This window comes from Massilia sp. FBCC-B171 (genome assembly GCF_059134155.1).
The window spans coordinates 5,196,794-5,220,256 of sequence record NZ_CP101443.1; the positions used below are offsets into that span (position 1 = coordinate 5,196,794).

At 66.5% G+C, this 23,463-nt stretch carries 15 protein-coding genes; 3 read left to right on the forward strand and 12 right to left on the reverse strand.

Annotated elements, in window-relative coordinates:
• Positions 1-135: 135 nt before the first annotated feature.
• Entirely contained in the window at positions 136-2,013 is a 1,878-nt protein-coding gene (locus NMB41_RS23515; RefSeq protein WP_494380160.1) for a sigma-54-dependent Fis family transcriptional regulator, read from the forward strand.
• A gap of 8 nt (positions 2,014-2,021) precedes the next feature.
• On the opposite strand, the gene NMB41_RS23520 is transcribed toward NMB41_RS23515, so the two are convergent.
• The 7 genes from NMB41_RS23520 to NMB41_RS23550 form a co-directional block, all read right to left on the reverse strand.
• Entirely contained in the window at positions 2,022-3,224 is a 1,203-nt protein-coding gene (locus NMB41_RS23520) for an ISL3 family transposase (RefSeq protein ID WP_494382894.1), read from the reverse strand.
• A gap of 119 nt (positions 3,225-3,343) precedes the next feature.
• Positions 3,344-4,312, reverse strand: coding sequence for an FAD:protein FMN transferase (locus NMB41_RS23525; protein ID WP_494380161.1), 969 nt, complete (start codon positions 4,310-4,312; stop codon positions 3,344-3,346).
• A gap of 11 nt (positions 4,313-4,323) precedes the next feature.
• Positions 4,324-6,408, reverse strand: coding sequence for a 4Fe-4S binding protein (locus NMB41_RS23530; protein WP_494380162.1), 2,085 nt, complete (start codon positions 6,406-6,408; stop codon positions 4,324-4,326).
• Positions 6,409-6,504: 96 nt separating this feature from the next.
• Positions 6,505-8,175, reverse strand: a complete 1,671-nt coding sequence (locus tag NMB41_RS23535) for a methanol/ethanol family PQQ-dependent dehydrogenase (protein WP_494382898.1) — start codon at positions 8,173-8,175, stop codon at positions 6,505-6,507.
• A 113-nt stretch (positions 8,176-8,288) separates the two neighbouring features.
• A complete protein-coding gene (locus NMB41_RS23540; protein ID WP_494380163.1) occupies positions 8,289-8,675 on the reverse strand; it encodes a DUF779 domain-containing protein in 387 nt (128 codons plus the stop codon).
• A 126-nt stretch (positions 8,676-8,801) separates the two neighbouring features.
• Positions 8,802-10,322 carry an aldehyde dehydrogenase gene (gene adh / locus NMB41_RS23545; protein ID WP_494380164.1) on the reverse strand — a complete coding sequence of 507 codons (1,521 nt, stop codon included), beginning with the start codon at positions 10,320-10,322 and terminating at the stop codon, positions 8,802-8,804.
• A gap of 170 nt (positions 10,323-10,492) precedes the next feature.
• The gene (locus NMB41_RS23550) at positions 10,493-11,443 is read right to left on the reverse strand and encodes a beta-propeller fold lactonase family protein (RefSeq protein ID WP_494380165.1); all 951 of its coding nucleotides are present in this window, start codon (positions 11,441-11,443) and stop codon (positions 10,493-10,495) included.
• Between the two features lie 161 nt (positions 11,444-11,604).
• Here NMB41_RS23550 and NMB41_RS23555 point away from each other — a divergent pair, with 161 nt between their 5' ends.
• Positions 11,605-13,746, forward strand: a complete 2,142-nt coding sequence (locus NMB41_RS23555; protein WP_494380166.1) for a TonB-dependent receptor family protein — start codon at positions 11,605-11,607, stop codon at positions 13,744-13,746.
• A gap of 148 nt (positions 13,747-13,894) precedes the next feature.
• On the opposite strand, the gene NMB41_RS23560 is transcribed toward NMB41_RS23555, so the two are convergent.
• The 5 genes from NMB41_RS23560 to NMB41_RS23580 form a co-directional block, all read right to left on the reverse strand.
• On the reverse strand, positions 13,895-16,243 hold the full coding sequence (locus NMB41_RS23560; protein ID WP_494380167.1) for a TonB-dependent receptor: 2,349 nt from the start codon (positions 16,241-16,243) through the stop codon (positions 13,895-13,897).
• Entirely contained in the window at positions 16,240-17,067 is an 828-nt protein-coding gene (locus NMB41_RS23565; protein WP_494380168.1) for a substrate-binding periplasmic protein, read from the reverse strand. The genes NMB41_RS23560 and NMB41_RS23565 overlap by 4 nt, the downstream gene beginning before the upstream one ends.
• A gap of 25 nt (positions 17,068-17,092) precedes the next feature.
• A complete protein-coding gene (gene pedF, locus NMB41_RS23570; RefSeq protein WP_494380169.1) occupies positions 17,093-17,566 on the reverse strand; it encodes a cytochrome c-550 PedF in 474 nt (157 codons plus the stop codon).
• 110 nt (positions 17,567-17,676) lie between these two features.
• Positions 17,677-19,173, reverse strand: coding sequence for a GTPase domain-containing protein (locus NMB41_RS23575; RefSeq protein WP_494380170.1), 1,497 nt, complete (start codon positions 19,171-19,173; stop codon positions 17,677-17,679).
• Complete coding sequence (locus NMB41_RS23580; RefSeq protein ID WP_494380171.1) at positions 19,170-20,666, reverse strand: DUF2868 domain-containing protein; 1,497 nt, start codon at positions 20,664-20,666, stop codon at positions 19,170-19,172. Before NMB41_RS23580 ends, NMB41_RS23575 begins: the two co-directional genes overlap by 4 nt.
• Before the next feature lie 221 nt (positions 20,667-20,887).
• Between NMB41_RS23580 and NMB41_RS23585 the strand changes: the two genes are divergently transcribed.
• Positions 20,888-23,182: an alpha-amylase family glycosyl hydrolase gene (locus tag NMB41_RS23585; protein ID WP_494380172.1), complete on the forward strand. Its 2,295-nt coding sequence runs from the start codon at positions 20,888-20,890 to the stop codon at positions 23,180-23,182.
• The last annotated feature ends 281 nt before the right edge of the window (positions 23,183-23,463 follow it).

The following is a 23,463-nucleotide window of genomic DNA, read 5'->3' on the forward strand; positions in this document are numbered from 1 at the left end:
TATGGGACAGTCAAGTTCCAGCACGAGAGCCGCCGGCCAGGGCCACAAAGGAGACATGGAATGATGCATCGCGATGCAGCTTCAGGGCTGGGCGGTACAGGTGCGCCTATGCCCGGCGCCAGCTGGAACGGGGACATGGCCGCGGCCATCGAAACCTCGCGCCGACGTTCCGAAGGTTATGGCCTGTGTCCCGGCGCCCGTCCGGACTACGATCCGCTGGCGCGCAAGGACCTGTCGCTGCTGGTCGAACAGAACCGCATGCTGCATGCCCATGCGGTGCCGGCCATGGAAACGCTGTATCAGCAGATCGTCAACACCCATAATATGGTGCTGCTGACGGATGCCCAGGGCGTCATCGTGCATTCCCTGGGCGACGCCGACTTCCTCGAGAAAGCCAACCGCGTCGCCCTGACGCCGGGCGTGGCCTGGTCGGAAGAGCGGCGCGGCACGAATGCGATCGGCACCGCCATCGTTGAAAAAGCCCCTGCCCTGGTCCATGCGGACCAGCACTTCCTGGCCGCGAACCATTTCCTGACCTGTTCGGCCGCGCCGATTACCGATCATCAGGGCCGCGTGGTCGGCGTGCTCGATGTCAGCGGCGACCAGCGCAGCTACCACAAGCACACGATGGCCCTGGTGCGCATGTCCGCGCTGATGATCGAGAACCAGCTGTTCTCGGCCACTTTCGAGCATGCGATCACCCTGCACTTCCACGCGCGCCCCGAGTTCATCGGCACCCTGATGGAAGGAATCGCTTCCTTCAGCCCGGGCGGGCGCTTCCTGGCGGCGAACCGCAATGGCCTGTTCCAGCTCGGCCTGTCGTATGCGGCGCTGCAATCGCATACCTTCAGCTCCCTGTTCGGGCTCCCGGTCGCGGCCCTGTTCGACCATTACCGCACTGCCGCCCCCGGCCTGCTCGACCTGTGCATGCACAACGGCGTGCGGGTGCGCGGACGCGCCGAGCTGCGCCTGGGCAGCGGCGTGCATGCGCTGACCAGCCCGAACGAGGCTGCGGCGCCGGTAGTCGCAGCGGCGTCGTCCCCCCAACGGCCGCGCCGCCTGTCCGGCCTGCGCTACCTCGACACCGGCGACCCGCAACTGGCGCAAGTCATCGCCAAGGTGAACAAGGTACTCGGGCGCGACATACCGATCCTGATCATGGGCGAGACCGGCACCGGCAAGGAATTGCTGGCCCAGGCGATCCACAACGATTCGCCGCGTGCGCAAGGGCCGTTCGTGGCCGTGAACTGCGCCTCGATCCCGGAAACCCTGATCGAGTCCGAACTGTTCGGCTATGAGGAAGGCGCTTTTACGGGCGCGCGCAAGAAGGGCGCGGTCGGCAAGATTTTGCAGGCGAACGGCGGCACCCTCTTCCTCGACGAGATCGGCGACATGCCGGTCGGCCTGCAGGCGCATCTGCTGCGGGTGCTGCAGGAGCGGATGGTGACGCCGCTCGGCAGCGGCAAGTCGGTCCCCGTGAACGTCGAACTGATCTGCGCGACCAACCACAACCTGCGCGAGCGCATTGCGCGCGGCCTGTTCCGCGAAGACCTGTATTACCGCCTGAACGGCCTGGTGGTGAAACTGCCGCCGCTGCGCGACCGCACCGACCTCGAGACCGTGGTGCGCAAGATCCTTGCCCTCGAGTCGGACGGCGGGCGCTATGCAGTATCCGACGAAGTGCTGCGCCTGTTCCGCCAGCATAAATGGCCCGGCAACTTCCGCCAGCTGACGAATTTGCTGCGCACGGCCGTCATCATGGCCGGCGACGAGGAAGAAATCGGCCTGCGCCACATGCCCGACGACTTCCTCGACGATATCGACCAGACTATCCCGGCGGCGCCCCTGGCCGCCGCCGAACGATTGATCGCGAACGGCGCCAACCTGGAAGAGATGGAGCTGAGCGCCATCGTGAAGTCGCTCGAAGCGCATGGCGGCAACGTGTCGGCCACCGCGCGCGCGCTGGGCGTGTCGCGCAATACCATCTACCGCAAGCTGCCGCACCTCAAATAAAGGGTTCATCACGGATTTCCGGGAAACGCGGCTTTGATCTTGAGGAAGAAGAAGTCGCTATCCCGGTAGCCGTAGGCCATCCGTTTCATTACTTTGATACGGTTGTTGATGCCTTCGAGCTGGCCGGTATGCATCGGCCAGCGCAGCCGTGCTGCGATGCCTCGCCAGTAAGGCTTGAGCTTTGCTGCAAACTTTCTGAGCGGTTCGATTCCGCTGTCGCGCGCCATCTTGAGCCAGTTGCGCCAGGCGAGAAGCCACCGCCAGCCGCCCGATGTCTGCCAGAGTTCCTTGAGTGCTGTCTTCATCACGTACACCGTCATTAAGGCCTGGTTGGCGGCAAGCAGCTCGTCCAGATTAGCCTGCTGGGCTGGCGGGACGTTTTCCCGGTTGCGCAGCAAAAGCCAACGAGAGCGCTTGACGACTTTGCGCTGAGGGCGGTCGTCGCGCAGGCGGTTTGCCTCGTCGACCCGTACCCGGTCGATCACCTCACGGCCGTACTTGGCAATGACGTGAAACAGATCGTAGACCACGCGCGCCTTCGGGCATTGCTGCTGTACTTCCAGGTCAAAAGCGGTATTCATGTCCATTGCGACGGCTTCGATGTTGGCGCAGCGGTCGGGGCCGAGCCATTCGAAGAACGGACGGATGGCCTCGCGGCTGCGGCCCTCGCCGACCCACAGTACCCGCCGGCTGTCCGCATCGAGCACGACAGTGGCGTAACGATGCCCCTTGAACAGCGCGAATTCATCCATGACAAGCCGCGTTGGCTGCGCTGCGGGCAAAGCAGCCAGTTCACGTTCGAGCTTGGCAAGCTCGATAGTGCGCACCGTCTCCCAGTGCAGCTGCGCCAGTTTGCACACGTGGGCAACTGGAAGCTTCTCGCACCACAAGCCGACAAACTCGGCCAGGGAGCGGGTCACCCGGGCATGGCGATCGAGCCACGCCACGCGCTCGACCCTGGTGCCGCATGTGCTGCATTTCAGACGACGCAGTGGCACCCGCAGCCGTACCGGCTTACCCTGCATCGGCAGCTCTCGGATGATGCGCGTCGCGCCATCGTGCACCTGGTAGCAATGCACGCCGCACCCGCCACAGACCATCGCTGCGCTCGCATCCCGCCGCAGCGTAATCCACACGACATCGTCCTTCACATCCAATTTGGTAGCGGTAAAGCCTTCCCAGAACGGGAGGCTGAGACTATGATCTGGCATGAGAGCGGTAGGTTGAGTTGGTTGGGTTTGGTCGCACAAACACAATAACTCTTCCTTACCGCTCTCTTGCGTTTACAACACGGTCATCCCGGAAATCCGTGATGAACCAAATAAAGGCCTCATCCGGGGAAGCCGGGCGAACGCCGCAGCGCGCCGCGCTTGTCGATCGTCAGCAGGTCGACACCCGGCAGCCGTGCGGCCAGTGCGTGGGCGGCGCGGCTGCCCAGCACCATGAAAGCAGTCGACAGTCCGTCCGCCTCGATGCCGCTCGGCGCGAGCACGGTAACGCTGGACAGCTCCAGAGGCGAGTCGCCGCTGGCCGGATCAAAAATGTGGTGGTGTACGTGGTCGCTCGAGAAGGTGGCTTCGTAGTCGCCCGAGGTGGCGACGCAGCGGCCGTCGATCCGCAGCGCCGCCGCCATGCGGTGTGGCGCGCGCGGATCGGGCACGCCCAGCTGCCAGGGGCGCTCGCCCGCATTGCCGCTGGCGGCGAATTCGCCGGTGTCGAGCAACGCGTGCCGGATGCCGCGCGCCTGCAGCGCGCGCAGCGCCAGGTCGGCCGCATAGCCCTGCGCCAGGCCATTCAAGGTGATGCGCATGCCGGGCTTGCGCAGCACCACCCGTTCTGGCGCGGCGTCGACCAGGTTCCAGCCGAGCAGCGCGCGGGCATCGGCACGTTCGCGCGGCGAGAGCAGCATGGCCTGGTCGGCGGCGCGGCGGCTGGCCTGCCACAGCGGCTGCACGGTGATGTCGAAGGCGCCGCCCGTCAGTTGCGAGAGAGCGCGCGCATGGCGCAGCACGGCCAGCAGATGCGGGTCGGGCCGAGCCAGGCGCCCGTCGCGATTCAGGCGAGCCAGTTCGCTGGCCGGATCATAAATACTCATCAAGCGCTCGACCATCCGGGCCGCAGCCAGCGCGTCGGCAATGGCCAGGCGCGCCAGCTGTGCGTCCGCATGGCGCACACTCACGCTGACCGTCGTGCCGAAGGCCAGCGCCGCCCCGCTGTGAAGGGGCGCGTGGTCCGCGCTAAAGCTTGGCGCCACGAACACCGTGCCCAGGCTGGCTGCCAGAAAGCGCCGTCGCTTCATCTTCTTCTCCCTCACACGGCAGGCACGATCGGAATCGAACGCGCCCGCTTCTTTTCCAGGATGCGCGGCGCGCACAGCGCATCGCTCTCGTAAATGGCCACGCAATCGAGGCACTGAAAGCATTCGTCGTACTCGATCTTGCCGGCGGGGTCGATCGCGCCATAGGCGCAGCGGTGACGGCAGGTCTGGCAGGGCGTGCCGCACTCGGCACGGCGCGCGATCCAGTCGAACCGGCGCAGCTTGCCGAGCAGCGCCAGCGCCGCGCCGAAGGGGCACAGGTAGCGGCAAAAGAATTTATAGGAGACCATCGACAGCGCCAGCAGTCCCGAGGCCCAGGCCACGAAGGGCCAGGCGCGCACAAAGGCGAGCGTGATCGCGGTTTTGAAGGGTTCGATCTCGACCAGGCGGTCGCACAAGGCCGGCGCGAACAGGCTGGCGAGCACGATGGCCGCCAGCACGCCGTACTTCACGCGTTTGAATTGCAGGTCGAGACGGCGCCGGATGCGCAGTTGCGGCAGGCGCAGGAGCTTGCCGGCGAAGGATGCCAGTTCCTGCAGCGCGCCGTAGGGACAGAGCCAGCCGCAAAAGCTGCCGCGGCCCCAGATGAGGAGCGTCAGCAGCACGACCCCGGACAAGGCCAGCGTCATCGGGTCGAACAGCATGAAGCCCAGGCTGCGTCCCGCGCGCAGCGCCTGCAGCACGCCGGTGATGTTGACGATGGAGAGCTGGGCCTGCGCGTGGTAGCCGATGAAGCCGACGGTGAACAGCAGCCAGCCGCGGCGCAGCCAGGCCAGGCGCCTGACATTGCGCGCCATCCGCCGCGGCAAGGCCAGCGCCACGCCGAGCAGGGCGAGCGCCACGCCCAGCACGAGCAAATCGATCCGCCTCTGCTGCCAGCTGGCCTGCCAGGCCGGCGCGGCGGGTTCCGGCGTCACATAAAAGCGCGCGGGCAGTTGATAGCGCAGGCGCAGTTCGCGCGTGATCTTTTCCGGATACACGATGCCCTTGCTGCGCGTGATGGGCAGCGCGATGTCGAGCGGCTGGGCCGGATCGAGCCCGGCCTGGGCGATGACGCGCAGCGCAACGAGTTCCGTCACCGGCAGCGGCGCGCCGGGCGCCAGCTTGAGCTCGAGATCGAGGTCGCGCAGTTCGAGCGGCAGCCGGTCCTGGCGCAGCGCGATCCGGCCCGGCACGCTGCCGCGCACGAAGTCCTCGCTCAAAATGCCGTGGCGGCCGGCGCTCATGACCAGCAGCGCATGGTCGCCCGGGTCGAGGCGGTTGGACAGGCGCCGCCAGCTGGGCGTGTCGAGCAGGTTGCGTCCCGCGCTGGGTACCGAGGCCAGGGCCAGGGTCAGGTCGATGAAGACGCCGTCCGGCTGCGCCAAGGCATCAGGATCGAGGCCGGCGCCCGCGCTGCCGGAAAACAGCGCTTCGACATCGCGGTTCAACACACGCACCTGCGCGAGCAGGCCGGCCGCGCGCAGGGCCGTCAAGTCCATGGCCTCGAAGCGGTCGCTGCGAATGCGGGCGCTGCGGCTCGGATCGCGCCCGGCCGCAAAGCCAAGCTTTGCGCGCGCCACCATCAAGGCCGCCGACAGCACGCTCTGGTTGATGATGCGCACCGAGGCGGTGGCCTTGGCGACGCCGTCGAGCCGCACCCGGTTTGCGCCGCCCGGACCGCCGACCTCGATGCTCTGGCCCAGCGCGGCGCCCTTGTACTGGCTGACAAAGGCGAACAAGGGCGCTTCGCCCAGGCCGTCGAGGAAGACCGGCTCGTGCTGCGAGAGCACCGCGACATCGAGGAAGACGCCCTGCGGATCGATCGCGACGAGCAGGTTGATCGGCACGCCGGCGAAACCGGGGATCGGCGCCAGGTCGGCCGATTCGAAGACATAGCCCACCAGTTCGGTGGCGGTGCCGTTCTGTTTGAACAGGGGCCAGGCCGGGAGTTCCGGGGCGCGCTCGCCGACCGTCAGGGGTGCGGGAAAGCGGCGGGCGAGGTCGTCGCGGGACAGGACGCCCGCAAGCGCGGGCGGCGCCAACAGCGCCAGCATCCACAGCCAGAGCAGTAAGCGCAGGGTCGACAATGGTTTCACAATGCGTTCAAGAATGCGCAAAAAAAGCCGGCAGCCGCAGCCGCCGGCAAAGGCACCACATGGGACGCGGCCGTTGGAGGTCGGCCGCGCACGCCATCAGATCCGGGTTGGCAGCTTGAAGACCCAGACCGAACCACCCTGTTCGAGGAAGTTGACCTTCTTCGCCACTTCGCCGCCCCACAGCGGCACCGCGCCGCCCCAGCCCGAGACGACCGCGATGTACTGCACGCCGCCCTCTTCCCAGGTGACCGGCGGCGCCACCACGCCGGAGCCGGTCTGGAACTTCCAGAGCTCCTTGCCGGTCTTCGCGTCGAGCGCCTTCAGATAGCCTTCGGGCGTGCCGTAGAAGACCAGGCCGCCGGCGGTGGTCATCACCCCGCCCCAGAGCGGCGCGGTGTTCTTTGCTTCCCAGACGATCTTGCCGGTCTTCGGGTCGACCGCGCGCAGGGCGCCGATGTAGTCGTCGTTCAGCGGCTTGATGGTGAAGCCGGCGCCGAGGAAGGCGCCGCCCTTCTTGTACGAGATCGGCTCGTTCCAGATGTCCATGCCCCATTCGTTGGCCGGCACGTAGAACAGGCCGGTCTGCGGGCTGTAGGCCATCGGCATCTGGTTCTTGGCGCCGAGGAAAGCGGGTGCCGAGAAGACGGTCGACCCCTTCTTGCCGTCGCCATTGCCCTTGGTCGGGTCGCTCGGGCGGTTCGCGGCGATGAAGTTCGGGCGGCCCGTCTTCAGGTCGATGCTGCTGGCCCAGGTGATTTTTCGAACGAACGGGAAGGCGTTCTGCAGCTTGCCGTCCTTGGCGTCGATCACGTAGAAGAAGCCGTTGCGGTCGGCCTTGCCGCCGTAGCGCTTGCCGTTCATGTCGAAGGTGACGAACTCGTTGGCGCCATCGAAATCCCAGGAGTCGTTCGGGGTGTTCTGGTAGGCCCATTTGATCTGGCCGGTCTTCGGGTCCAGCGCCACGGTCGACGAGGAGTACAGGTTGTCGCCCGGGCGCAGGTGGCTGTTCCAGGGCGCCGGGTTGCCGGTGCCGAAATAGGCCAGGCCCGTGCTGGCGTCATAGGTGCCGCCCATCCAGGTCGAGGCGCCGCCGGTTTTCCACAGGTCGCCGGGCCAGCTCTTGTTGACGGTGCCGGTGACGCCGTTCTCGATCGGCTTGCCCTCCTTGTCGTAGCGGTAGCCCATGTGGCCTTCGACGGTCGGGCGCATCCACAGCAGTTCGCCCGTCATCGGGTTCCTCGCCTCGACCCGGCCGACCACGCCGAACTCGCCGCCCGAGACGCCTGTCATCAGCATGCCGTTGGCAATCAAGGGCGCGGCCGTCATCGAATAGCCGGCCGCGTAGTCGTCGACTTTTTCCTTCCACACTACCTTGCCGGTCTCCTGGTCGAGCGCGACCAGCTGGGCGTCCAGGGTGCCGAAGATGACCAGGTTGCCGTACAGGGCGGCGCCGCGGTTGACGACGTCGCAGCAGGGCATGATTCCGTCGGGCAGGCGGTGCTCGTACTTCCACAGCTTGGCGCCGGTTTTCAGGTCGACCGCGAAGATGCGCGAGTAGGAGGCGGTGACGAACATCTTGCCGTTGTGGATCAGCGGCTGCGATTCCTGGCCGCGCTGCTTTTCGCCGCCGAAGGAAAAGGACCAGGCCGGCACCAGCTGCCTGACGTTGCGGGTGTTGATGTTGGTGAGCGGCGAATAGCGCTGCCCTTCGGTGCCCATGCCGAAGGAGAGGACGCTTTTCGTGTCTTTCGCGTCGGCGGCGAGCATGGCATTGGTGACGTCGAGGGCGTAGGCGGGGCCGAGCGCCGTCAGGCCGGCAAGCAGCCAGAGGATGAGGTGTTTCACAGTGTGTCTCCCTGTTGTTGTGATGGGTGCTGCGGTCAGGCGGAGGGGCGCGGCGGCTGCGAGCGCAGCAGCGCGCATTCGTCGTCGGTAAACAAACGCGAGCGGGTCAGGAAGCGGCGGCCGGTGCCGTTATCGAGCGAGAACATGCCGCCATTCCCGGCGACGACGTCGATGATCAGCTGGGTGTGTTCCCAGTAGCCGAACTGCTCGATTCCCATGTAGAAGGGCGTGCCGCCCAGGTTGCCGAGATAGACGTCGCTGTCGCTCAAATTGAATTCCCCGGCCGGGTAGCACATCGGCGCGCTGCCGTCGCAGCAGCCGCCGGACTGGAAGAACATCAGCGGGCCGTGACGCCCGCGCAGCTCCTCGATGAAATCCAGGGCGGCGGGCGTCGCGGTCACGCGCTCGAGCGTAGTCGTCATGGCATACCTCCGAAACCGTATTAAATTAACTCCGAAATCGTAGCGATTCTGGCATCGCGGGATGCGCCGGTCCTGGGCCCTGCCGCGCAGGCAGGACCCGGACCGTGTTGCTACTCCGCTGGATGCTTAGAAGAACCCGAGCGCTTTCGGGCTGTAGCTGACCAGGAGGTTCTTGGTCTGCTGGTAGTGGTCGAGCATCATCTTGTGGTTTTCGCGGCCGATGCCCGACTGTTTATAGCCGCCGAACGCGGCGTGGGCCGGGTACAGGTGGTAGCAGTTGGTCCAGACGCGCCCGGCCTGGATCGCGCGGCCCATGCGGAAGGCGCGCGAAGCGTCGCGCGTCCACAGGCCGGCGCCGAGGCCATACAGGGTGTCGTTGGCGATGCGCAGCGCGTCGGCTTCGTCTTTGAAGGTCGTGACGGAAACCACCGGCCCGAAGATCTCTTCCTGGAAGACGCGCATCTTGTTGTCGCCCTTGAACACGGTAGGCTGCACGTAATAGCCGTCTTTCAGGTCGCCATCGATCGCGTGGCGCGCGCCGCCCGCGAGCACCTCGGCGCCTTCCTGGCGGCCGATATCGAGGTAGGACAGGATTTTTTCGAGCTGCTCCTGCGAGGCCTGGGCGCCGATCATGGTGCTCGAATCGAGCGGGTTACCCTGCTTGATCGCCGCCACGCGCGCCAGTGCACGTTCAATAAAACGCTCGTAGATCGATTCCTGGACCAGCACGCGCGAGGGGCAGGTGCAGACCTCTCCCTGGTTCAGCGCGAACATGGCGAAGCCTTCCAGGCATTTGTCGAAGAAGTCGTCATCCTCGTCCATCACGTCGGCGAAGAAGATGTTCGGCGATTTGCCGCCCAGTTCCAGCGTGACTGGGATCAGGTTCTGCGCCGCATAACCCATGATCAGGCGGCCCGTGCCGGTTTCGCCGGTGAAGGCGATCTTGGCGATGCGCTTGTTCGACGCCAGCGGCTTGCCCGCCTCCAGGCCAAAGCCGTTGACGATGTTGACCACGCCCGGCGGCAGCAGGTCGCCGATCAGTTCGAACAGCACCATGATCGAAGCCGGCGTCTGCTCGGCCGGTTTCAGCACCACGCAGTTGCCGGCGGCGAGGGCCGGGGCCAGCTTCCAGACCGCCATCAGGATCGGGAAATTCCAGGGAATGATCTGGCCGACCACGCCCAGCGGCTCATGGAAGTGGTAAGCATAGGTTTCGTGGTCGATCTGGGCGATCGAGCCCTCCTGCGCGCGGATGGCGCCGGCGAAATAGCGGAAGTGGTCGATCGCCAGCGGAATGTCGGCCGCCATCGTCTCGCGGATCGGCTTGCCGTTGTCGATGGTCTCGGCGGTGGCGATCATCGCCAGGTTCTGCTCGATGCGGTCGGCGATTTTATTCAGGATGTTGGCGCGCTCGGCGGGCGAGGTCTTGCCCCAGGCTTCCTTGGCTTCGTGGGCGGCGTCCAGCGCCAGCTCGATGTCTTCGGCGCTGGAACGGGCGATCTCGCAGAAGGGCTGGCCGGTGATCGGCGTGATGTTCGGGAAATACTCGCCCTTGACGGGTGCGACGAACTTGCCGCCGATGTAGTTGTCGTAGCGCTGCTTGAACGGGTTGGCGACGCCGAGCTTGCTGATGTCTGCGAGATTCATGTCATCCTCTTTTCATGATGGTTGTATGACCGTTGGCAACGGGTGTGTCGAAGCACCCCTGGGGTTTCGCAAGCGCCGTGCCAGCCCGCTTGCCCGGGAAAGCCGGTGCCCAGCCCGTTCGCGCCGCTTGTTTCTGGTACACCTGCTCCAGATTGGAACAGCACAACTGGTCAGCGAATCAGCACACCCCAAGGCAGCGACCCGACTGGAATATCGGCCACGCGCGTGCTGCTGGCCGTATCGATCACCGAAACGCTGTCCGAGCGGCCATTGGCCACGTACAGGCGGCTCCCGTCTGGCGTAAGCGCCATGTTCCAGGGGCGCTTGCCGACCGGAATCGTGGCCGTGACCTTGTTGGTTGCACTGTCGATGACGCTGACCGTGCCGTCGATGCCATTGCTGGCATACACCTGCTTGCCGCTGGGGTGGACCGCAATTCCGGCCGTGTTGCGCCCGGCCGCTATGGTGGCCAGCGTGCGCCGCGCCGCCATGTCGACGACATACACGGCGCCGGCCAGTTCGCAGGCGATGTAGGCGCGCGCCCCGTCCGGGGAAAAGCCGATGCCGCGCGGACGCAGGCCGACCGACACGCTGCCCACCTGGCGCCGCGCGCCGACATCGATCACGTCGACCTGTTCGGCATCCTCGGCGCTGACCAGCAGCCAGCGCCCGTCCGGGCTGAATACTGCGTGCTCGGGGTTGCGCCCCTGGACCGGGATCTCGGCCAGCACGGCGCGCGTGGCGGCGTCGACCAGCACCACGCTGTTGCTCTCCTCGACGGCGACGGCCAGCAGGCGCCCGTCGTTCGAGGCGCTGACGCCCTCGGGCGACTTGCCGACCGCGACGCTGGCAAGGAGCGCGCCGCTGGCCGCATCAAACGCCAGCAGCGCGCCGTCGCCGGCATCGGTGACCCACAGGACGCGTCCGGCCGGATCCGCAGCAATGCCGCGCGGACGCTTGCCGGCGGCAATCTCGCGAACCACTTTGCCGCTGGCGGTGTCGATCACGCTGAGGGTGGCCGATTTTTCGTTCGGCACGTAGCCAAGCGGGGCCGCGCCGGCACAGGAAACGGTGAGCGCGGCCGCAAGGGCGAGTAAGCGGCGCAGGGAGCGCAGTTGCATGGTCGACGTCCTTTCTGTTCATGCGCGGGGTGCGCAGCTGGTGAAGGAAATGCAAGCGCCATGCCACCGGGGTGTGGGCGTGTTTTTTGCATGGCAGGTATATTGCTTATTGAATCATCACTGCCCTGCGCTCAGGGCGCGACAACAACAATGGAGAAACGATGACGCACCATGCATTTCGCTTGAACGCGATCGCCGCCCTGTGCGCCTGCTGGCCACTGGCGGCGCTTGCTGCCGGCAACCCAACCCCCGAGTCGGCAGATGTGCCGCAGGGCCCGATGAACGTCGTCGTGGTCACCGGTAGCCGCAGCGAGCACGCCAGTTTCGACCTGCCGGCCGCCATCGACGTGATCGATGCGGCGCAGATCCGCGATACCCAGCCGCGCGTGAACGCCTCCGAGGCGCTGGCCGCCGTGCCCGGCCTGGTCGCACGCGACCGCCAGAACTATGCGCAGGATTTGCAGATCTCCTCGCGCGGCTTCGGCGCCCGCTCCGCCTTCGGCGTGCGCGGCGTGCGCCTGATCGCCGACGGCATCCCGGCCACCATGCCCGACGGCCAGGGCCAGGCCGCCACGTTTAATCTGGACATGGCCGAACGCATCGAAGTGCTGCGCGGGCCCTTCTCTGCCCTGTACGGCAACCATTCCGGCGGCGTGGTCCAGCTGTTTACGCGCGAACCGAAAGGGCCGGCCTCGGTCGAGACGAGCGTCTCGGCCGGCAGCTACGGCATGCGCAAGTTCGATGTCAACACCCAGGGCAATACCAACGGCATCGGCTACCTGATCGACGCCTCGCGCTTCGATACCGACGGCTACCGCGACCATGGCGCCGCCAGGCGCGACCAGGCCTATGCCAAGCTGACCATGGCGACTTCCCCGACCGGCAAACTGGTGTTCACCGCCAGCGGCCTGGAGCAGAACGACACGCAGGACCCGCTCGGCGTCACCTGGGCGACTTACCAGCGCGACCCGCGTGCCGGCGAGATCGACACCACCGATCCCGTCTCGCCGCAGCGCACCCTGGCCGAGCGCTACAACACCCGCAAAAGCATCGACCACAAGCAGCTGGGCGTGACCTGGGAGCAGCGCTTCGGCGCCAACCGGCTGCAGGTGACCGGCTATGGCGGCAACCGCCGCGTGGTGCAGTACCAGTCGTTCTCGCGCGGCTTCCAGGCCCCGCCCACCCATTCGGGCGGCGTGGTCGACTTCGATCGCGACTTCCTCGGCGTCGACGTCAACTGGCGCGACGTGCGCGATTTTAACGGCGGCACGCTGCGCACCACCGTCGGCATCGATACCGGGCGCTCCACGGACAAGCGCCAGGGCTTCGAGAATTTCATCGGCAACGAGTTCGGCGTACGGGGCAACCTGCGCCGCGACGAAGAAGACGAGGTCGGCAACGTCGATCCCTATCTGCAGGCGGAATGGGAACGCGGCGAATGGGTCGTCACGGGCGGCCTGCGCCACAGCCGCGTGAAGTTCGACGTGGCCGACGATTACCTCTCGAACGGCAACGACAGCGGCAAGGTGCGCTACAGCCACACGACGCCGCTGGTGGGCGTCCTGTACAAGCTCACGCCAACCCTGAACGTGTACGCCAGCGCCGCGCGCGGCTTCGAGACGCCGACCCTGAACGAACTGTTTTATTCGGGCAGCGGCGCCGGTTTCAACTTCAACCTGCAGCCGGCCACCAGCACCCACCTGGAAGCGGGCATCAAAACCTTCATCGGCAGCGGCATGCGCGTGAATGCCGCGCTGTTCCAGGTCAAGACCCAGGACGAACTGGTGGTCGACGTCTCGAGCGGCGGACGCACCAGCTACCGCAACGCCAGCGCCACGCTGCGCCAGGGCGGCGAATTGTCGCTCGACGCCGACCTCGGCGGCGGCTGGGGCGCCAAGCTGGCATTGTCCGCACTGCGCGCGATCTACGACGAAGGTTTTGGCACGGTCCCGCGCGGCAACTACCTGCCGGGCGTGCCGAAGACCAGCATGTACGGGGAGTTCGGCTGGAAGGAAGCCAACGGCCGCTTTGGGGCTGCACTGGAGACGATCGCCAACGGCCGCGTGTATGCGGAAGACACCAACACGGCCCAGCCGGCGCCGGGCTATGCGATCTTCAATGTGCGGGCGCAGGCCAGGCAGGAATGGGGCGGGTGGACGATCAAGCAGTTCGTGCGCCTGAATAACCTGTTCGACAAGCAGTATGTGGGGTCGGTGATTGTGGGGGACGCGAACCGGCGGTTTTATGAAGGTGCGCCGGGGAGGAATTGGGTGGCGGGCGTGAGTGGGCAGTATCAGTTTTAGGGATGCGCCGCTGATGGTTGAACGCGTGGGCGGCGAAGCCGCCCACCCTACGGCCCTGCGCTTAACGCCAACATGAATCAAAGGGACGTAGGGTGGGCGGGTTCCCCGCCCACGCGTTCAACAGCAGCCTGAATATCGCGCTGCCTGGTCAAAACCGATACCGCACCCCCGCATTGAACGTGCGTGGCGCCCCCGGCGCCACGAAGCGCGCATGCGCCGGCTCCACCGCCCCCGCATGCGGCTGCAGCAGGCGCCCTTCGGGGAACATATCCACCGCAATCGCCCCGAAACTCTCGTAGCGCCGGTCCAGCACATTGTTCACCCGCGCAAAGACTTCCCAGCCCGGCGCCGGGCGCCAGCGCGCATGCAGGTTCAGCACGGCGTGCCCGCGCACGCTCCAGTCGGCGCGGCGGGCCTCGTCATCCTCGTCGGCATCCGCAATCAAGCCATCCTCGTTCCCCTGCACCGCCGCATGCGATACCGCCTGCAGGTCGGCTCCCAGCACCAGGCCGGGGCGCAGGTTCCAGTCCAGGCCCAGTTTCGCCGTATGGCGCGGCAGGCCCGCGATCGGCGTGCCCGGTCCGACCGTTACCGTGCGCGCGCCGGTGAACAGCGTGCCATCGGCATCGTAGGTCGCGCGCAGGTAGCTGTAGTCCGCGCTGACGCGCCACGCGCCGCGCTGGCCATGCATGCCGAGGTCCATCCCCTCATGGCGCGTGCGGTCGAAATTCGAAAAATAGCCGGCGCGCGAGAGTCCGGCGCGCCCGAACAGAATGTCGTCGCGGTTCACCGTCCGGTACAGGGTGGCGCTGAAGCCGTTGCGCTCCCCGCCGCCGCGCAGGCCTGCTTCCACCGTGCGCGAGACGACCTGTTTCAGGTAGGGATCCGACTGCAGCCCGACCGGCAACCGGCACGGTTCCTCCGGATCGGCGCACCCGAGTTCGATCACGGTCGGCACCCGGTTGCTTTGCGCGGCGTTGGCGAACCAGGTCAGCGTGCCGCGCGCGTGGGTGATGCCGAGCGAGGGATTCCAGCGCTTGTAGGTAAACGTTTCGGCCGGCTTGGGCCCGTCTTCGGTGGTGAGGGTATTGCCGACGCGCGCGTGGTTGTAGCGCAGCGACGCCGTCAGGTGGGTGGCGGGCGCCAGCGCCAGGGTGCCTGCCGCATACAGGCCGTAGGCGTTCGCCGTGCCCGTGACCGACGACATCGGCTCGCGTTCTTCCTCCTCGTCGGCCTCGACGCCGCGTTCAAGGGTAAAGAAGGCTTCCTGCTCGAACTGGGCGAAACGCACGCGGCTGCGGTCCCAGGTCGCGCCCAGGTTGAACAAGTTGCTGCCCACCGTCTGCGCCAGGTTGATGCTGGCGCCATGCCCGCGCTGGCGCGTGCTGGTGGTGTTCAGGCTGGCCGGGTGCAGCGCTTGCCCCTCCTCGCGCGTAACACCGCATTCGTCCGCGTCGACGGGAGAACCGTCGGCCAGGAAACCGTCGGCGCAATCCTCGACGTAATCGCCATACTCGTCGCCGACGTCGCCGCCGACGGTGTCGCGCCGGCTGCTGCGCGCATAGGTCGAGGCGGTCAGCTCGCTCCCCGGTCCCAGCCGCTGCGTGAGCCGGAAGGCCGCCTGCAGCAGGCGGTTGCGGGTGCGGTCGGGGAAGGTGTAGACGGCGCGCCGGTCGTCTTCGTACAGGCCCGGCTCGATCTCGCCATCCTCGTCACGGTAGCTCGGCACCAGGCCGTTGCCCAGCATGCGGCTGCGCCCGCCCAGCAGCGTGAACTGCCAGTCGGTGTCGCGCCCTTCGCGCCCCGCTTTCACGAACAGGTTGCCGAGCCGGCCGGCGGAATGGTCGCGCCAGCCGTCTTCGTCGAACAGGGTAGCTGCCGCAAAGCCATGCCAGCCATCCTGGCCGCGCACGCCATAGGCCAGGTCGGCGCGGCGGCGTCCGTGTTCGCCGAACGAGAGCGCGGCTTCCACCCCAGGGTCGGCCAGGCCCGAACGGGTCTCGAGCGCGATCGCGCCGCCCAGCGTGTTCAGGCCATATAAAGGATTCGAGCCCGGCACCAGCCAGAGGCGCCCGATCGCCGCTTCCGGCAGCATGTCCCAGTTGACGACGTCGCCGAAGGGTTCGTTGACGCGCACGCCGTCGAGATACACGGACAGCCCCTGCCCGGTCCCGAGCAGGGGCGACGCACGAAAGCCGCGGTAAGTCAGGTCGGTCTGGAAGGGACTGCCGATGATCTCGTTGACGTTCACCCCATGCAGGCGCCGCGCCATGGTCTCGACCAGGTTGCCGCCCCCTGCCGCGCGCAAGTCCTCGCGGTCGAGGGTTTGCACGGCATACGGCAGCAGGCGCGCCTCGCTGCCGCCGCCGGCAAACGGCACGACGCCGACCACTTCCACCCGCGCGATCGGCGGCCCCTCGTCGTCCAGCCCGGGTGCGGCCGCCGCTTCTACTCCCAGCGCCAGCAGCGCGCTGCCCGCCACGAGGCGCGCGCTCATGGGGTCACCACTTGCACGCCGTGGCGCGCGAACAGGGTTTTCAATTCGCCGCTCGCTTTCATGTCGTTGAGGGCCGCCTGCAGGCGCCGCCCGAGTTCCTCGTCCTCCTTGCGCACCGCCATGCCGACCGCCCAGCCGGAACGCGGCAGGCGCTGGAAGCTCGCCTCGGCCAGGGGGAAGGCCGGATCGCCGCGCAATACCGCCTCGATCTCGGCGCGTTTGGCCAGCACCGCATCGAGTTCGCCCTTCTTTAGCGCCAGCAGCGCCTCGCCGGCAGTGGGGAAGATGCGCACCTGGTCGCGAAAGCGCCCATTGCCCTCGCCCAGCATCAGCATGCCGGCGATCGATACTTTTTCCACGCCGATGCGCTTGCCGATCAGGGCGTCGAGATCGTCGAAGCGCGGGATGCTGCGCTCGGCGCGCACCAGGCGCAGGCTCTCGACGTGATACGGCGCGAAGATGCGCACCTGCGGGTTATCGGCGATCAGGCGGTTGTCGACCGGGACGTGCAGCATCACGTCGGCCGGTCCGTAGCCGAGGTAATGGCCCTTCCACACCATGTTGCGCAGGTCGTCGGCCACCTCCTCGTCGGCCGGGAAGGGCATCAGGTTCAGCTTCAGGCCGAGGCGCGCGGCGAGCGCCTGCGCCAGGTCGACGTCGATGCCGGCGCCCTTGTCGGAAAACGGGGCGAACTCGTTATATACCGCGACCTTCAGGGCGCCGCTGCCCTGGATCTTGTTCCAGTCGGCGCGCGCCGGCGACAGCGCGGCAAACATCAGGAAGGCGGCCACTACGCGGAACATATACAAACGGGATGGGTGCATGCGCTCGGCTTTCAGGTGAACTACGTCAGTTAGTGTCGCGGCGCGTGTCGAGCCAGGTCTTGATCGCCCACATCGCTTCCTGATTGAACACGCCCTCGAAGGGCGGCATGTAGACGGCCCCGTTGCGCACCTTTCCCTGGCGTACGCTGGCCAGGTAATAGTTGTCCATTTCCTTGAAACAGGCGGTCTTCTTGGCGGCATTTTTCAGGCCGACGCAGTCGCGGTCGAGCTGGCGCAGGTCGGGCGCGATGCCGCCCGAGACCGCTTCCAGGCCATGGCAGCGCGCGCAGTTCTGGTTATAGGCCGAGGCGCCGATCTTCTGGGCCAGGGCATTCGTGCGGTAGGGATTTTCGTCGCGCCATTTGTCGCCGAGGACCGGCAAACCGCGCGTGTCGACGCTTTGCGGGGTGACGTTGCCGTGGGCATGGGCCAGGGCGGGGATCAGGATGGCGGCGCACAGCGCGAGGGCGCCGCCGGGGATGCGGAATGGGTGCTTCATGGTGTCTCCTGCTGGTTATCGAATTCTAGTGATTACCAGCATGAGCAAACGGCGTGCCATGGCCCAACAGCGCCTGTGAAGCGCCCACCTGTATCAAAATGGAACAGGTGTCACACGGCGGCGGGCAATTCCTTGGCCGGCAGCGCAGCAGCGGCGCCCGGGTACAGGCGTTCCAGCGTGGCATCGGCCGCTGCTTTGACCAGGGCGAAGACGCGTGCGCTGGCGGCGGCCAGGTCGGGCGCGGCGCGCACTTCCTGCCACAGCGCCGCCGGCGGCGTGCCCTGGGCGGCGAGCGCCGCCTCGACCTCGGCCTGCCAGAAGGCGGGGGCTTCGCTCTCGACATAATTGCCGCGCCCGCGCCCGAAGTGGGCCACCGCCAGGTAGCGCAGCACGGCGCCCACCAGCAGCGTTTGCAGGAAGGCGTCGGCGAATTGCACGCCGGGCTTCTCGCTGTCGCTCCTCTGATTGAATCCCCAGGCCGCGCCGGCCGCCGTCAGGCCGCCGACCAGGGCCCCGAGCAGCGCCCCGCCGCCCAGCGTCAGGCCGCCCGCCATCAGGTCGGCCGACAGGCCGGTGGCAGCACCCGAGACCACGGCGCCCAGCAGCCCGGCTTGCGCCTTGTCGATCGGCGCGTGCACGGCAAAATTTTCGCGCACGCGGGTGTTCACGGTACGTGCTTCGCCCGGATCGACCTTGTGCAGCACCAGCATGCGCATCGTCGCCTTGTTGAGTTCTCCATTCAGGCGTTCGACCAGGGCCGCCATCGCCGCTTCCTGGCGCCCCTGCTGGTCTTTGCTCAGGCCGACCGCTTTCAGGGCGCTGCGCATGAAACCGCCGCCCGTGTCAAACACCGGCTGGCTGTCGCGCGCAGCCGCCGCCACCTGTTCGGCGCTGATGCGCAGGGCGCTGAGGTAGCGCTGGCGGTTATTCGTTTCCCAGGCCGTGCGCAGGCGCGTATAGCCCTCCTGCTTTTCGGGCGGGATGAGGGGCGCGACCGCTTCGTAGAACACGTGCTCGTGCACCCAGCAGCGCGCAAACGCGTCCAGCGCCAGCACCTCGCGCACGACGCCGAAGCGCGCCAGGTGCTTTTTCCACTCCTGCTGTTCCAGCCCTTCCGCGGCGCCCGGGCGGGGCGGCCCCATCTGGTTGAGCAGCACCACCACCGGTTTGCCGAGCCACTCGAGGATGTTCATTTCGGCCGGCAGATAGCCGGCGTCGCCGGGCGCCTCCGAGGAATTGACCAGGTAGAGCACGACGTCGGCTTCGTCCTTGGCCGCGCGCAGGGCCTGCTGGCTGAGCCAGAAGGGACGGTCGCGGTAGCGGTCGAACACTTCGCGCAGGAACCAGCCGATCGGGTTGCCCGCCAGCGCCAGGCGCTTGAGCAGCCGCACCGAGTCGCCGAAACCGGGCGTGTCCCACAGCAGCAGGGTGTCGCCTTCGGGCGTGGTCTGCAGCGGGTGCGCTTCGGCGAAGGTGGTCACGTGGGCGGCGTCGCGCACTTCACCCACGTCGGCCCCGACCAGGGTGCGTGCCAGGGTGGTCTTGCCGTTGTTCGTGTGCGAGACCAGCGCGAACTGGATTTTTACCGGGAGGTGGACTTCGCTCATCGCAGCTCCGGCAAGGCGAGACCCGCACCCAGTTCAATCGGGTGTTTATCCGGCTCGACCAGGTTCACCAGCGTCGCGGCCGTGCCGTGAAAACTGCAGAACTGGCGCCAGAGGGCGACGCGTTCGTTGACGCGCGCGTCCAGCCCGGCCTGGCCGGCGCCGCGTTCGGTCATGCTCGATTCGTCGAGCAGCACGGCCACGCCGCGGCGGCTGTGCTTGACGAGGTAGTCGAGGAAGGCGCCGTGGTTTTCCTTCTCGGGCGTGGCCGCCAGGCTGAACAGGGCGGCGGTGACGGTCACGCCGGCTTCATCAGCCGCCGTGTCGCCCAGCGCCTCCTTCGGCTCTTCGCCATACGGCACCGTCGGGCGCAGCAGCACCCGGGCCTGGGCGCCGAGGGCCATGGCGGCGACCGTCCACAGGCCGCGGTCGCGCGCTTCGTCGAGGGTAAAGCTGTAGGGCAGCACGCGCAGCACGGCGGGCATGCCGGCGCCGATGCTGTCGGCCAGCTTGCGGAAATAAGGGTGTTCGAGTTCGAGCGGGAAGCGCCGCGCCAGGCGCCGCGCGCGCAAGCCCTGGAAAGCTGCCAGGACCAGGCGCGGCAGCACGACCAGCAGCAGGATGGTCGCGCCATACAAATGCACCCAGCGCTCGCCGCCGGCGCCCGATGTGCCGGCAATGGCGGTGTTGGTGCTGAAGCGCAGCGATTCGATGTCGGCCAGCGAAAAGCCCTGTAAAAACGGGAACAGCAGCAGCACCGGGGCGAACAGCCAGGACAGCAGGGTGTGAACTTGCTGGGCGTCGAGGAAGGTGCTTTCCCAGCCGGCCACGTACTGGGTCAGCATGCCGCGCGCATACAGCGACAGCACGGCGCCCAGGGCGAAGGCGGCCGCCGACAGGTGCACGGTGCGCGAGAGGCGCGCGCGCGTGAGCGGTTCGCTCAGCACGGCCCACTCGGCCATGAAATTGGTCATGCCGGTGGAGAGCGCGCCAGGCAGTTTGCGCGGCAGGGCCGCCTTGCCGACGCTCAGGCGGCTCAGCAAGCCCTGCCCGGCCCAGCCGGTCTTGCGGCCCGGGATGAGCGCCCAGACCAGCAGCACCAGGTAGACCAGCAGATTCCAGCCGATGATCAACAGCAGCGGCGCCGACAGCAGGTCGACCCGGTGCGGATCGGCGATGCGGTCGAGCAGCGCCCCGGCGACCAGGGCGAATACGGGCAGCGCCGCCCAGAAGCCGGGCAGGCCGAGGCCGCGCCGCTGGAAGCTGGCGAAGGCCGGCGTGCGCTCGGACAGGCGTTTGATGATCTGCTCCGAGCGCTGCTCGAGAAAATGTTCCTGGGTGGCCGCGGCCTTGCTGTCGGCCGCCTGCCAGGCAGCCAGCTCGCGCGCGCTGCGGCTGGCGTACTTGCGGTCGTCCTCGCTCAGCACCTGGTGGCCGGTATCGGCGCTTTCGATCGCGCGCACCAGCACGACCCGTCGTGCAACCTGTTCATTCATGCTCGTCCCGTGTTTTATTCATTTGGCAATATCACAAACGTGATTGTGCACCAGATTCGCCTCCTGCCCCAGCACGCCACCCAGTCCGTAATAAAACTACGCGGACACGATTGACTTCATGCGAACTCGGGAGTAGCTTCACCTCGCTGCACTGATGAGCCACCCGCATGAGGTAGCGAAAGTACAGTCTATTAAAAATATAAACACAATCGGAGACCGACATGCCATTCCAACAGAAACTGCTGGCCGCCCTGATCACGGGCGCCCTGCTCGGCGCCCCCGCCTGGGCCGCCATCAATCCCAACAAACTCGGCGCTGCCTACGACGCCACCAAGGCAAACGTCACGTTCAAGGTGTATTCGGGCAAGGCGACGCGCATCGAGCTCTACCTGTACAGCAGCGCCACCGGCACGGCCGAAAAGGCGCGCTATGTGATGACCAATTCCGGCGGCGTCTGGAGCGTGACCCTGCCGACCGCGACCCTGAGCGGCCAGGGCCTGAGCGGCACCCTGTACTACGGCTACCGCGCCTGGGGCCCGAACTGGCCCTACAACGCCAGCTGGACCAAGGGCTCCAGCCTCGGTTTCATCAGCGACGTCGATGCCGCCGGCAACCGCTTCAATCCGAACAAATTGCTGAGCGACCCGTATGCGCTCGAGCTGAGCCACGATCCGACCACGCCGACCATGACCAACGGCACCATCTACGCCAGCGGCGCGGCCTACCGCGCCATCGACAGCGGTTCGTCCGCGCCGAAAGGCATCGTGCTAGCCGGCGACACGCAAGTAACCGGCACCAAGCCGACCCGCGCCTTGAAGGACGACGTCGTCTACGAAGCCCATGTGCGCGGCCTGACGATGAACGACGCCGGCATCACCGCCGCCTACCGCGGCACCTATAAAGGCGCGGGCCTGAAGGCGGCGGCGCTGGCGGCGCTGGGCGTGACGGCGATCGAATTCCTGCCGCTGCAGGAAACCCAGAACGACACCAACGACAACGATCCGGCCACGACCACGGGCGACAATTATTGGGGCTACATGACCCTGAACTATTTTGCCCCGGACCGCCGCTATGCCTACGACAAGACCCCGGGCGGACCGACCCGCGAGTTCAAGGAAATGGTCAAGGCCTTCCACGACAACGGCATCAAGGTGCTGGTCGACGTCGTCTACAACCATACCGGCGAAGGCGGCGCCTGGTCGCCGACCGACAAGACGACCTATAACGTGATGAGCATGCGCGGGCTCGACAACCCGACCTATTACAGCCTGACGTCCGACTTCCAGAATTCCTGGGACAACACTGGCGTCGGCGGCAACTACAACACACGCAACACGGTGGCCCAGAACCTGATCATCGATTCGCTCGCCTACTGGCGCGACAAGCTCGGCATCGACGGCTACCGTTTCGATCTTGCCTCGGTGCTCGGCAACAGCTGCCAGCACGGCTGCTTCAACTTCGACAAGATGGATGCCGGCAATGCCTTGAACCGCATCACCACCGAACTGCCGCCGCGTCCGGCCGCCGGCGGCAGCGGCGTCGACCTGATCGCCGAACCCTGGGCGATCGGCGGCAACTCCTATCAGGTCGGCGGCTTCCCGAGCGGCTGGGCCGAATGGAACGGCGCCTACCGCGACGTGGTGCGCCAGGCCCAGAACAAGCTCGGCAGCGTAGCGATCACGACCGGCCAGATGGCGACGCGCTTCGCCGGCTCGAGCGATCTGTATGGCGACGATGGCCGCAAACCCTGGCACTCAGTCAATTTCATCACCGCCCACGACGGCTTTACCTTGAAAGACCTGTACAGCTGCAACAGCAAGAACAATGGTCAAGTCTGGCCGTATGGCGTCAGCGATGGCGGCGAGGACAATAACAACAGCTGGGACCAGGGCGGCATCGCGGCCGACCAGCGCAAGGCCGCGCGCAACGGCATGGCCTTGATGATGCTGTCGGCCGGTGTGCCGATGATCGTCGGCGGCGACGAAGCGCTGCGCAGCATGAACTGCAACAACAACCCGTACAACCTCGATTCCTCGGCCAACTGGCTTAGCTGGAGCCGCACCACGGACCAGAGCAATTTCCAGGCATTTACGAAAGCGCTGATCGCCTTCCGCAAGGCGCACCCGGCCCTGCGTCCGGCGAACTTCTACGCGAGCACCGATACCAACGGCAACGTGATGGAGCAATTGCGCTGGTTCACTCCGACTGGCGCCGTGGCTGATGCAGCGTATTTCAATAATGCGGCCAATCACGCGATCGCCTGGCGCATCGACGGCACCGAGTTCGGCGATACGGCGTCCGCCATCTACGTGGCCCACAATGCCTGGAGCGCGCAGGTGAACTTCACGCTGCCGTGGCCGGGGGCCGGCAAGACCTGGTACCGCGTCACCGATACCTGCGGCTGGGCCGAGGGCGCGGCGCAGGTGCAGGCGCCCGGAACCGAGGTGCTGGTGGGCGGCGAAAACACCAGCTACGGCGTGTGCGGCCGCGGCACCCTGCTCCTGATCGCGAAATAGACCTCCAACCTCGGCCGATGTTCCCGACAATTACAGGCCGGCTGATGCCGGTCTGTAGTTCTTCATGTGGTCCGCATAGCGCACCACCGCGTGTTCAAAAATAGTGGAAAGTGACCGACAATCCGACGGTTGATCGGTGTATTCTGCACAATAGATGGGGTGTCAATCTCACAAAACAGTCCACAAACGATAGTTGCCGGGCTAAGAGCCCCTAACAAAACCGTCAGGACGAGGCGCTGCAACGCGGCCATGACGGTTTTGTTAGGGGCTCTGAACGGTAC

What these genes read in the sequence shown, in the direction of transcription:
- NMB41_RS23515 (WP_494380160.1), top strand. Translation starts at nt 136, where the DNA reads ATGGCCGCGGCCATCGAAACCTCGCGCCGACGTTCCGAAGGTTATGGC.
- NMB41_RS23520 (WP_494382894.1), bottom strand. Translation starts at nt 3,224, where the DNA reads ATGCCAGATCATAGTCTCAGCCTCCCGTTCTGGGAAGGCTTTACCGCT.
- NMB41_RS23525 (WP_494380161.1), bottom strand. Translation starts at nt 4,312, where the DNA reads ATGAAGCGACGGCGCTTTCTGGCAGCCAGCCTGGGCACGGTGTTCGTG.
- NMB41_RS23535 (WP_494382898.1), bottom strand. Translation starts at nt 8,175, where the DNA reads ATGCTCGCCGCCGACGCGAAAGACACGAAAAGCGTCCTCTCCTTCGGC.
- NMB41_RS23540 (WP_494380163.1), bottom strand. Translation starts at nt 8,675, where the DNA reads ATGACGACTACGCTCGAGCGCGTGACCGCGACGCCCGCCGCCCTGGAT.
- adh (WP_494380164.1), bottom strand. Translation starts at nt 10,322, where the DNA reads ATGAATCTCGCAGACATCAGCAAGCTCGGCGTCGCCAACCCGTTCAAG.
- NMB41_RS23550 (WP_494380165.1), bottom strand. Translation starts at nt 11,443, where the DNA reads ATGCAACTGCGCTCCCTGCGCCGCTTACTCGCCCTTGCGGCCGCGCTC.
- NMB41_RS23555 (WP_494380166.1), top strand. Translation starts at nt 11,605, where the DNA reads ATGACGCACCATGCATTTCGCTTGAACGCGATCGCCGCCCTGTGCGCC.
- NMB41_RS23560 (WP_494380167.1), bottom strand. Translation starts at nt 16,243, where the DNA reads ATGAGCGCGCGCCTCGTGGCGGGCAGCGCGCTGCTGGCGCTGGGAGTA.
- NMB41_RS23565 (WP_494380168.1), bottom strand. Translation starts at nt 17,067, where the DNA reads ATGCACCCATCCCGTTTGTATATGTTCCGCGTAGTGGCCGCCTTCCTG.
- pedF (WP_494380169.1), bottom strand. Translation starts at nt 17,566, where the DNA reads ATGAAGCACCCATTCCGCATCCCCGGCGGCGCCCTCGCGCTGTGCGCC.
- NMB41_RS23575 (WP_494380170.1), bottom strand. Translation starts at nt 19,173, where the DNA reads ATGAGCGAAGTCCACCTCCCGGTAAAAATCCAGTTCGCGCTGGTCTCG.
- NMB41_RS23580 (WP_494380171.1), bottom strand. Translation starts at nt 20,666, where the DNA reads ATGAATGAACAGGTTGCACGACGGGTCGTGCTGGTGCGCGCGATCGAA.
- NMB41_RS23585 (WP_494380172.1), top strand. Translation starts at nt 20,888, where the DNA reads ATGCCATTCCAACAGAAACTGCTGGCCGCCCTGATCACGGGCGCCCTG.